We start from the raw sequence: 9,453 nt of genomic DNA, 5'->3' as shown, positions 1-9,453 counted from the left end.
GCCCATCAGAATGAAGCGAGACTCGGTACCGCGAGTGATGTAGCTCTCCACCCGATTCTTAGCATCAGCACGCACGTCAGCATAGGAGCCCGTCGCGAACATGCTCACCGTTACGCGCGGGTCAGCTGGCGGATCGATCAGCACACCGATCGCATCCTTCAGCACGTCAGTGTTGGCGGTATCGACATGTACGAACATCTTGCGCAGCGTGGCTCGACCAGTCGTGCGCTCCTCATCACCGATGTCAGGGAAGAGGTTGTTCATTGTCCCGTCGACAATCTCAGCCTGAACCATACGGCCGCCGCCGTCGGGGTTGTCAGTCAGGCGTTGCGACTGACGCAGCTTGATGTCGGTTGCAGAAATGGTCATGGGTTACACCGTCATGAGGCGAAGAGTGATGGAGAACAGATCAGCATCCAGAGCCGGCACAGCAAACCGGGTGGGCTCAACCTCAATCGCTGGACCATCGGTTCGGCGCCAGCGCACCTGAAACGCGCGGTCGCCGCCGTTGTGCGCGGGCAAGATGAGATCGATGGGCGTTGCGCGCGCCTCGCCTTCGCTCTCCTGCAGGGCCCGAAGAGTGGGCAGAGACACCACGCCGACGTAGGCGGTCCCGTCGCGGGTAGTTTTCAAGGTGATTGGGCGTCCAGCCTGTCGCGCCGATTCCTGAACGATCAACGCACCGGTCAAGCTCGTGCGCGCTTGCTGACCGATACGCCAAGCGGTGAACTCATCGGTCCACTGGAGATCGGCAGGAAGGTCGATGCCTCCCAGAATGATGCGCGTCATCAGCGCCTCCCCCGCACAGACACGGACCGGCTCTGCTGAACCTTGCGGAGCACCAGCGGTGCAACCATGTTCGCGATGCGTTCGGCTTGTTGCTGTTCGGCTGCGGTACTTGCTCGGCTCCATCCGAAGGTCGAGCCACTGCTCGACTCGCCCCTCCCAGCTGTCGCCCACATACCTGCTGGCCTGTTCTTCCTTCGCGTCCGCTGGCAGCTCCCACCACTCGAACCCAGCGTTGAACATGGTCACAGCCTCCGCCCACAGCTGGTCGCGCAACGTCGCGATCTCGGCGATCTGCACGTCGCCATCAGTCCGCACAGGGAGAAAGCGCCGCCCACCGGTCGGGTCGCGCAGGTACTGATGCTCGTTCGTGGTGCCCGCGAACACGCATTCGCGGCGATAGGACCGAGGCACGCGCTCGTAGGGTGCACGGAACTTGTCCACGCGCCTGGTGATGGCGGTCTTTACGCTTGTCACGTCGGCCTTCGAAAAGGAGTCCATCTCACCGATCTCGACGCCCCACGCCCCTTGGATGACCTGGTAGAAGTCCTTACCGCTTGGGGATTCGCTGGTCTCGACAAACCATTCGCTGCCGAAGATCGCGCGCAGGGCGCTCGACTTCCGCTTGCCCTGTTCCCCCTCCAGCACCAGCATGAAGTCCACCTGTGCGCCGACGCTGGGCTGCTTGGCGTCTACCCACAAGATGCGAGCCACGGCACTCACCATGAAACACTGCGCTGCGCGCAGGCTGTAGGCATTGTCCGCTGCACCAAATAGCTCAACGAGCATGCGCTCGACACGGGGGACTCCATCCCATTGCAAGGTACCGAGGTAGTCCTTGATGGGATGACGGCGGTGCCGGCGCGCGACAGCGATGACAGCCTTCAACACAAGGTCATCGCTGCACTTCATCCAATAGCGCTCCGGGTGCTGTAGCCAAGCCGCCAGCTCGTAGGCATCCGAGTCGATGAACTCGTCCCTGCTTCCACCTGTCCACGGTGGATCTCTGTGCAGCTTTACCTGGTTACTGGAGTCGTTGAGCCACCACAACCCCTTCAAGCGATCATCGTTCTCCATGATCAAAATCAGGTTGTGCAGCGTGCCTTCGACATTGCCATCGCGATTTCTGGTGAGGTGCTCCTTCCAGGCGTTGGGATCTACCCCGCCACCGCCTGGCGGTGGCGCACCGCCACCATCGATCACTGTCATCCTGCGCCTTGTCCCCACGCTCATTGCCGCATTGCCTTTTCGTAGCCCCGCGCCAGGCGCAGGTATTCTCTTGCCCGCTCCCGGCGCAAGCGCCGAGAGTGCTCATATGGGTTGTCCAGGGCGGCCTGCGCCGCGATCCGGTAGGCGCTGGCGAGCTTCGCATTGGAGTGCAGCACTCGCTCCTCCAGCCTCCTGTCATGCGCCATTGGCAGCCACCACGTCGACTTCAACCACCCGATTTGCGGCCCACGCCGCAAGCTGTCGAGGCGTCCAGCCATCGCGCTCCAACGCATCTGCAATGTCCCAACCATCGGGCTGGCCCGTCACATCCACAAAGCGGATCGATCTCGCCCCTGCACGCTTGAGCAGCTGGGTGTCGCCAGCCTCCGCCTGGAAGCCTGCTCGCGCGACATGTCTGCGGAGGTGCGGGCATGAGCGCTGCCGAAACCGCGCTGGCAACCCTGGAACGCATTGCAGGGACAAACGCCGAGTTCGGGGCCGTGGCAGCTACCACCCCCGACTTCATGATTCGCGTCGGCGAATCCATGTTGAAGAAGCAATCCACTGATCTGCGCACGGCCCATGCCCTGCTATCGGATCTGGTCGAACAGGGCGACCGCCTGACCGCTGCGTTCCGTGCGCTGGGCCTCGACAACAGCCTGATAAATCGCTCGCGGCTCGCCCGAGAGTGCGAAGAGTCGATGGTTGCCTTCGACGCCGCACTCGCCCGCGCCAAAGGAGGCGCTGCATGAGCCGCCACCTCCGCCTCGCTTGGGCAGCTGTCGCGCTGGTGGCTGCGGTTGTCGTGCCGCTGCGCATCACTGAGATCCACCAGGCGAATACAGACCGCGATGCGGCAAAGGCGCGCTGGGCGCTCAGCAGCTCGGTGAGGGGCTGACTATGCGCCAGACATCTCGCCCGCTCCCCGACTCCGTGCCGCTGTGTGGGCCCGGCCATCGGCCTCACGTCGTGGTGACTGAAGGCGCCCCGACCGGCCATCGCCTGGGCGCCCCCTGCCCGCCGCTGCTGCACATCGAATGCCACCGGTGCGGCCTCGCCACGCGTCCGGTACCGATGGAAAAGGCCGCGCTAGCCGAGCTGCGCTGGACCGATCCGAGCCTTGCCCGCCTGCGCATCCCGATCTCCCTGCTCGCCCGCCATCGGGGCGAGGTCCTAGCCGAGATCGCTGCCGCTTCCCTTTCCACGCCCATCGCCGCCTGACTAGGAGAACTGCCCATGGCCGCTCCACTGAAGCCGAAGGAAAAAGCCGCGTTGCTCGCAGCGCATGGCGCTTCCGACCTCACCCTCCACCGCACCGCCAACGGATTCGCACCCCGTAATCGTCCCGAGAAGCTGTTCACGCGCCGCGTCATGAACTGGCTGGATGAGCGCGTGCTGATCAGGTACGACGATCCGCAGCTGCCGCGCAAGGCGACCTTGACCGCCAGTGGCATTGCCGCCGCCGAGGCCGAGATCGTCAAGGCACGCGACCTGGCGCTGACGGCATGAGCGCGCAGCCCATCCTGCCAGTGGAGCAGCAATTCGCCACCGGCCATCAGGGCGAATCGCTCGTCCTGATGGTGTGCCAGGGCTGGCTCTGGGCCGGCCTTTACACCGCCGCGCCGCGCGAGTCGCTCCTGAAGGTCGCCGCCAGCGCCAGCCGGAGCGTGGGGGTATCGCACCACTCGCTCACCCTCGGCGGCGTCTCGTTTTCCCTCAACCGACTTGCCGCACAGGCCGCGCACCGCTGGCTCGACCGCCAGGGCGTGCGTGTTCGTTCGATCTCCCCCAACAACCGCGCTACGCGCCGCACGCGAGGAATCGCCGCATGAACCGCTCTGTTGTCATCTACGGGCCGCAACGCTGCGGCAAGACCTCCAACGCGCAGGAGCTGCGCGCACACTTCGGCCTGCAGGAGGTACTGGACGACTGGGATGGCCACACCGCGTATCCACTGGAGGACACGCTCGTCCTGACCAACAATCCGGATGCCGTTGCTCACCACTCGTCGCGTGTCCTGCACCACGGCTGCGCAATGCGCGATCTACTCGCGGCGGCCCACGCATGAGCGCCCGCCCTCAGCAGACCGGACGCGCTGCCGAAGTGCGCAGGGTCCTGTCCATGTTTCCCCAAGGAGCCACGGTCGAGCAGATCAAGACCGCTGGCCGCATCAACGGCACCCACCAGGCCATCGGCTACACATTGAAGGGACTGGCGCGCAGCGGCCAGGCCATCTGCCACCGCTCCGGCGTGCGTGGGATCTGGCGCCTATCCAGCCACATGCAACATGCGATCGCCCCGCTGCGCGCGGCACCTGCCCGGGTGCAGCCGACCTGCACGCCAGGTCCGCTTACTGGCGTCAGTGACGCGGCGACCACGATCCGACACCGGGAACTCGACCGGCAGCAGCTGGCCGACGACCTGGACGCTTTCCTCGCAGCCGGCGGGCACATCGAAGTGCTGGGGCACACACCACTCCGCCCGCTAATGAGCCGCCACGCGGCCAACCACGGCAGCTATGCAGAGCGCATTGCCGCCCATGACAACGACTGAGGTAAGCATGAGCAGCGAATCGCACGCAGCTAGCGTCACTGAGCGCGGCAGGCCAGGTAGCACCTATTCCGATGGCCCGGCATGGCATGCCTTCGGCCTCAGTCGCGCCGCCTATCACGTGGTGCCGCGACGCACCCTGCAGTCGATGCCGGTCGAGTGGCAGGCGCGCTTTGTCGCGCTGATGGAAGAGGCACGCGAAGCGCTGCCGGATGAGGCGTTCCCGGAGTACCAGGTGATCCGCATCGAAGCCGGCAAGTTCGCATCGGACCCCAACCGCCGCTATCGCCATGCCCCGCCCTTCCCCCTTCGCCCCGCTGGCGCCGAGCAGGCGTCCCAGGTAGCGCCGCTCGCTGGCGCGTTCGTCAACACCGACACCCAATTCAAGCAGGCCCGCCGATGACCGAGAAACTTGCCACTCTCCCCACGAACTGCCCCGTTCTGCGCGAGGCATTCGAAACGATCAGTGCTATCGCTGTCGAGGCTGTGTGGCTGCCCAATCAAGCGAAGGCCATCACCCTCGCGCAGGCGCAGACCGCGCTGCGGGATCTGCACCACCGCCTTCCGCGCCTGCAGGATCTGCGCGTGTTCGAAGCCGCCGCAACCGCCTATGTCTCGACTCTGCGCAGCAGCATGCAGGACGGCGACACACCGCTCTGCGACACCACCCGCGCCCGGCTGGTGCAGGCGACCGAGCTGCTGGAGCTGGTCAGGAATCAGACGCGCACCGTAGTCGATCCGGCAGACCCGTGGCGAGGTCTGTACCACCCAAGTCGCCTCCCAGCGCGCAACGCCGCCGGCGAGATCCTGTGCCATCCCGACGTGCCGATGTGGGCTGACGGCCGCGAGGTATCGCTGCGACCGTTGTTCCTCGCGCAGGGCTTCGACCTGGTCGTGGTTGAGGGCGAGTTCTCCCAGGAAGGCATCGGATCGGGCGTCTACAGCACCGCGCAGGAGCTGCATGATTGGAATCCTGAGGCACCCGGCCGTGACTGGCGTCTCGCGTGGCTGGGCGAGACCGAGGACGGCCTAGCCGCGTGGTTCGTGCGTCCGCTGGCGATCGCGGCAATGGCGTCGAAGGAGGCAGTGCGTGGCTGACGGCTCCGGCGGATTCCGATTCCCCTTGCATGACCTGAAGTCACGGCTGCGCTCGGACGAGATCGTTGTTGATCTGTTCGCAGGAGGAGGCGGCGCAAGCCACGCGATGGAGACCGCGCTGGCTCGGGCGGTCGACATTGCGATCAACCACAACCCCTGGGCTGTGGGACTGCACTCCGCCAATCACCCCTTTACTCGCCACCTATGCCAGGACGTGTGGGGTCCATCAGGCTGCCTCCAACTGCGGCTGCACAGCCGCGCCTACGTTCGCTTCCAAGATGGCGACCAGCGGCGGCGGGCTCACGCTGTTACCAACCATGGCAACGGCGCGACTGTTGCTGACCTGTCGACCGTCCTGCGTGCGATCGATGATGTAGCTGGCCGGGAAGCCTTGGGCGCGGAACAGCTCGTGCGGCTTGAGCATGCGCAGCCCGATATCCACGATCACATAGGGCACGCCGCTCAGATGCACGGTGACCAGCGCGAGCCGGTCCTTCGTGGTGATGGTCGCCAGGGGGTCGCTCAGTTCGCCATGCTGTCCGCCCGTGCCGTAGTAGCGCATCAGGAACGCGGCAACACGCAGTGCGCCGGCCTCCTGTTCAGGACTCAGGACGCACTCGATCACCCCATGGTGAGTTGCACCAGCGCAGATGGTGCTGAGCGGGTCAGTCGTGGTCTGGCCGTCCAGGTTCCTGCGCAGCGTCACCAGGTGCGCGGTTGTGAGACGCTGGTGGCTGCCATTGGCGCAGATGGTCGGCATCGGCTCGTCGGCGGCGCTGCCGGCGCCCTGGTAGAACCCGCCGTTGGCCTGTTCCAGAAACGCCGCCATGACCCCCATGGCATGGGCGGCACCGGCCGGCCGCGCCGCGCCAGCGCCGCTGGTGATGGTCGGCATCGGGTGGCCGGCGTCTCCGCCATCGCTGGTGCCCCGGAACTTCACCAAGCTGGCGGCTGCGAGGGCGTGCTTGGCGCCTCCCGCGACTACCGTGCCCAGCGGCTTACTGATGTCGAGGCTGCGGGGCGCCTGCCCGGTCTTCTCGCCGTATCCGGACTGCACAAGTACGGGTGCAACCAAGGCGTGCGAACCGCCGCGCGGCCAAGCCGTGATGGTGCCCAGCGGATCGCCTCCGGAAGCGACGCCGTTGGCGGACGCGTTCGCGCACTGCACGATGGTGGGTGACACGATCATCATCTCGCCACGATTGGCAGCAGTGATCGTCGGCAGCGGCTCGCCGATCCCGTGCGGCCTGCGTTCCCCGCCGTGGGTGGCATGGACGATGAACGGCTCGGCTGCATCCAGCACGAAGCGCTTGATGCCTCGGGCGATGCGTGCCTGCGTCGCGTCCGCGAGCGGCTTCTTGCGGCCAAAGATGCTTGGGCACGGAATGGACCAGTCGATGCTGGACGCTGCCGACACGTGCGACTGTGCGCGGTCGGGACCGTGGGTCGGTTCGGGCCAGGCAATCGCCTCACCATCGCAGCGGGCGACCATGTAGAGCCGCTCCCTCGTCGTACCTGCGCCGTAATCGCAAGCCCGCAGAACACGCCACTCCACCTGATACCCGAGCGCCTGCAGTACAGCGACGAAGCGACGCCAGGTGCTGCCCTCGCGCTTCTTGTCTGGGATCAGGAACTGCTGGTCCAGCGGGACGCGCTCGCCGACAGCGGCGACTGAGCCGTCCAGCTTGATCACGCGGCCAGTCGCCTTGTCGCGCTTGGCGATCAGCGGGCCCCACTTCAGGATCTGCTTGACGTTCTCCAGTGTGATGATGCGCGGACGCACGGTGCCGGCCCAGCGGGGCACAACCCACGAAAGCGAGCGGGTTGCTCGGCTGCGCGGCTGACCGCCCTTGGCCTGGCTGAAGTGCGTGCAGTCCGGGCTGGCATGTAGTGCGCCCACAGGGCGACCGCCGCACTCGACGCGCGGGTCTGCTTCCCACGCTGAGCGATCGACACCACCGATACCGCGTCAAGGCTGGCAGAGCAAAGGCCGCGCTTTACGCCCGCGTGGTCGAGAACAAGCGCTACACGATGCGCCAGATCGCCGACGAACTGGGCGTGTCGATGACCACTGCCGACACGCGCGTCAAGCGTGGCCCTTACCCCCTCACTTGGGAATCGCTGCGCCTGGCGCGCCTTCCCGCCAACAACAAGGACATGCAGGCATGAGTAAGCACATCAAGACCCTGGCGGACGTGCAGCCCGGTGGGCCGGTGAGGCTCCCCGATCAGGACGAGCGGACCCGATTCGAGGCGTGGGTGGACAGCAGCACATGCCTGAGCCTGCGAGTAATCGATGGTTCGAGAGTCTATGCGTCCGCAACAACTGAGGCCGCGTGGGGAGCATGGCAGCAGGCCACTGCTATCGCCGCTCTTGATGCCCGCGCCTTGGGCGAAACCATCGACCAACGTGATCGCTGCGAAGAAGTGGCCGACGAACTGGCCGCCCACATCGCATCCATCACTGGCGTGGATATCGGCGAGCACAGCAGCGCCAACTGCCGGTGGCAGAACGCCATCGAGGCCGCCGAGGAGTACAAGCCCGCACAGGCTACGGCGCCAGGGCTGTGGGCTATGCATCTGGCGGGACCTGATGACCTGCACCCAGCCCCCAGCAAGGCCCACGCACTCGAAGCAGCGAACGCGATCAACTGCGAGTTCGCTACTCGTCTGTTTAAGCCGTATGCGGTCGTAGTTCCGTGGACTGGCAGGCCGGACGATCACGCCAATGGGCTGAGCGACTGGGCCAACCAGTGGGGTGCCATCAAAATCGACAGTCAGGCGGCGGGCAAATGAGCCGCGACGTGACGGAACGCGATCTTCGCCATCCGGCCTACGCTGAGGGCGAGCCAACTGACTACGAGTTCCGTGAGGACGGCCGGATCGTCCGAAAGGACCGGTGGGAGACGGCTATCCACTCGATTCGCTATCACCTCGGTGACCGCCGCCGAGAGTTTGAAGTCAGCGAAATCGTGGATGCCGTCAAAGCAATGGTCGCGAGCTATCCCAACCGAGAGGACGAAACCCATGACTGACCAGCTGCTCACCGCGCGATCGACTCTCGGGCGCCGCTACAGGTTCCTGCGTCACCAACTCGGACTCGGCCCGTTCACTGCCGCTTACGTGGCCGCGCTCAACGAGTTTTCCAACCTACCTCCCAACAAGGTTGGCGCCATACATCTGGTGTGGGACATGGACGAAGTGGAGCCAAGCACCTATGGCTAAGAAGCTGCTTCAGATCCACATCCGGGGCGACCACAAGTCGTGGAGCTTCGAATTCATGGGCGACCCGAAGCACATCCCGGAATGGAAGGCTGATGGCTTGGACGTGTGGGAAGTCTGCAACGTCGTACCGGAATGGGTCGCAGATCTCGGCCTCACCCGCCTGTGGGTGTTCGCGCAGGACCTTTTCAACTTCAAGAACCCGTGGGGGCGACATGGCTAAGCCGAAGATCATCGAGAGCGAGGCCGTTTCGGCAGCCAACGGCGAGCTCTGTGCATTCTCGTCGCGATGGGAACTCGATGGCGACTACATGCGCTGCCGGATCTGCCAGCGGCCGCAGCTGACGAGCTACGCCCGCTACCCGTTCCCGCACGTTGACGGCTGCAAGGGCGCGCAGAGCCATGAGGCACACCCGTGGATCACGCTTGTGCAGCTGCTGGCTCCGCTCAGCCAGGCGGTGGGCAATGGCTAAGCTTGACGACGAAAGCCTGACGCTGATGTTCGATCCGTTCGATGGCGATTTCGGCTCACCAGGGGACAAAGTTCTTTCCGACAAAATGGTGACCGGTCGCAAAGAGCACAACTGCT

The 9,453-nt window shown here is 65.2% G+C and carries 18 protein-coding genes and 1 pseudogene; 15 read left to right on the top strand and 4 right to left on the bottom strand.

Annotated elements, in window-relative coordinates; translation table 11 throughout:
* From AC5P9C_RS20245 to AC5P9C_RS20235, 3 genes and pseudogenes are all read right to left on the bottom strand, one after another.
* Positions 1-369, bottom strand: a pseudogene (locus tag AC5P9C_RS20245) (hypothetical protein); the annotation flags it as partial.
* Between the two features lie 3 nt (positions 370-372).
* A complete protein-coding gene (locus AC5P9C_RS20240; protein WP_495205276.1) occupies positions 373-1,995 on the bottom strand; it encodes a virulence-associated E family protein in 1,623 nt (540 codons plus the stop codon).
* 20 nt (positions 1,996-2,015) lie between these two features.
* A complete protein-coding gene (locus AC5P9C_RS20235) occupies positions 2,016-2,171 on the bottom strand; it encodes a hypothetical protein (RefSeq protein WP_495205275.1) in 156 nt (51 codons plus the stop codon).
* Between the two features lie 255 nt (positions 2,172-2,426).
* Between AC5P9C_RS20235 and AC5P9C_RS20230 the strand changes: the two genes are divergently transcribed.
* The 9 genes from AC5P9C_RS20230 to AC5P9C_RS20190 all read left to right on the top strand — a co-directional run bounded on the left by AC5P9C_RS20230 (position 2,427) and on the right by AC5P9C_RS20190 (position 5,643).
* A complete protein-coding gene (locus tag AC5P9C_RS20230) occupies positions 2,427-2,747 on the top strand; it encodes a hypothetical protein (protein ID WP_495205274.1) in 321 nt (106 codons plus the stop codon).
* On the top strand, positions 2,744-2,893 hold the full coding sequence (locus tag AC5P9C_RS20225; protein WP_495205273.1) for a hypothetical protein: 150 nt from the start codon (positions 2,744-2,746) through the stop codon (positions 2,891-2,893). Before AC5P9C_RS20230 ends, AC5P9C_RS20225 begins: the two co-directional genes overlap by 4 nt.
* A gap of 74 nt (positions 2,894-2,967) precedes the next feature.
* Positions 2,968-3,216: a hypothetical protein gene (locus AC5P9C_RS20220; RefSeq protein WP_495205272.1), complete on the top strand. Its 249-nt coding sequence runs from the start codon at positions 2,968-2,970 to the stop codon at positions 3,214-3,216.
* A gap of 15 nt (positions 3,217-3,231) precedes the next feature.
* Positions 3,232-3,504 carry a hypothetical protein gene (locus tag AC5P9C_RS20215; protein ID WP_495205271.1) on the top strand — a complete coding sequence of 91 codons (273 nt, stop codon included), beginning with the start codon at positions 3,232-3,234 and terminating at the stop codon, positions 3,502-3,504.
* Positions 3,501-3,827 carry a hypothetical protein gene (locus AC5P9C_RS20210; protein WP_495205270.1) on the top strand — a complete coding sequence of 109 codons (327 nt, stop codon included), beginning with the start codon at positions 3,501-3,503 and terminating at the stop codon, positions 3,825-3,827. The genes AC5P9C_RS20215 and AC5P9C_RS20210 overlap by 4 nt, the downstream gene beginning before the upstream one ends.
* A complete protein-coding gene (locus AC5P9C_RS20205; protein ID WP_495205269.1) occupies positions 3,824-4,063 on the top strand; it encodes a DEAD/DEAH box helicase family protein in 240 nt (79 codons plus the stop codon). The genes AC5P9C_RS20210 and AC5P9C_RS20205 overlap by 4 nt, the downstream gene beginning before the upstream one ends.
* A 53-nt stretch (positions 4,064-4,116) precedes the next feature.
* Complete coding sequence (locus AC5P9C_RS20200) at positions 4,117-4,548, top strand: hypothetical protein (protein WP_495205268.1); 432 nt, start codon at positions 4,117-4,119, stop codon at positions 4,546-4,548.
* A gap of 7 nt (positions 4,549-4,555) precedes the next feature.
* A complete protein-coding gene (locus AC5P9C_RS20195; protein ID WP_495205267.1) occupies positions 4,556-4,948 on the top strand; it encodes a hypothetical protein in 393 nt (130 codons plus the stop codon).
* A complete protein-coding gene (locus tag AC5P9C_RS20190; protein WP_495205266.1) occupies positions 4,945-5,643 on the top strand; it encodes a hypothetical protein in 699 nt (232 codons plus the stop codon). The genes AC5P9C_RS20195 and AC5P9C_RS20190 overlap by 4 nt, the downstream gene beginning before the upstream one ends.
* 226 nt (positions 5,644-5,869) lie before the next feature.
* Here AC5P9C_RS20190 and AC5P9C_RS20185 read toward each other — a convergent pair whose 3' ends face one another.
* Entirely contained in the window at positions 5,870-7,426 is a 1,557-nt protein-coding gene (locus AC5P9C_RS20185; RefSeq protein ID WP_495205265.1) for a DNA cytosine methyltransferase, read from the bottom strand.
* A gap of 224 nt (positions 7,427-7,650) precedes the next feature.
* Here AC5P9C_RS20185 and AC5P9C_RS20180 point away from each other — a divergent pair, with 224 nt between their 5' ends.
* Genes AC5P9C_RS20180 through AC5P9C_RS20155 form a run of 6 tightly spaced genes read left to right on the top strand, consistent with a single transcriptional unit; the run spans position 7,651 to position 9,337 of the window.
* Positions 7,651-7,812 carry a hypothetical protein gene (locus AC5P9C_RS20180; RefSeq protein ID WP_495205264.1) on the top strand — a complete coding sequence of 54 codons (162 nt, stop codon included), beginning with the start codon at positions 7,651-7,653 and terminating at the stop codon, positions 7,810-7,812.
* Positions 7,809-8,438 (top strand): hypothetical protein, encoded by a 630-nt coding sequence (locus AC5P9C_RS20175; RefSeq protein WP_495205263.1) that lies wholly within the window; start codon positions 7,809-7,811, stop codon positions 8,436-8,438. Before AC5P9C_RS20180 ends, AC5P9C_RS20175 begins: the two co-directional genes overlap by 4 nt.
* A complete protein-coding gene (locus tag AC5P9C_RS20170; RefSeq protein WP_495205262.1) occupies positions 8,435-8,677 on the top strand; it encodes a hypothetical protein in 243 nt (80 codons plus the stop codon). Before AC5P9C_RS20175 ends, AC5P9C_RS20170 begins: the two co-directional genes overlap by 4 nt.
* Positions 8,670-8,867: a hypothetical protein gene (locus AC5P9C_RS20165; protein WP_495205261.1), complete on the top strand. Its 198-nt coding sequence runs from the start codon at positions 8,670-8,672 to the stop codon at positions 8,865-8,867. Before AC5P9C_RS20170 ends, AC5P9C_RS20165 begins: the two co-directional genes overlap by 8 nt.
* The gene (locus tag AC5P9C_RS20160; RefSeq protein ID WP_495205260.1) at positions 8,860-9,087 is read left to right on the top strand and encodes a hypothetical protein; all 228 of its coding nucleotides are present in this window, start codon (positions 8,860-8,862) and stop codon (positions 9,085-9,087) included. The genes AC5P9C_RS20165 and AC5P9C_RS20160 overlap by 8 nt, the downstream gene beginning before the upstream one ends.
* Positions 9,080-9,337 (top strand): hypothetical protein, encoded by a 258-nt coding sequence (locus tag AC5P9C_RS20155; RefSeq protein ID WP_495205259.1) that lies wholly within the window; start codon positions 9,080-9,082, stop codon positions 9,335-9,337. Before AC5P9C_RS20160 ends, AC5P9C_RS20155 begins: the two co-directional genes overlap by 8 nt.
* Positions 9,338-9,453: the final 116 nt, after the last annotated feature.

The organism is Stenotrophomonas sp. YJH_SMC_10, assembly GCF_059371555.1.
The sequence above is the reverse complement of the archived record's forward strand: the minus strand, read 5'-3'. Positions and strand labels throughout refer to the sequence as shown.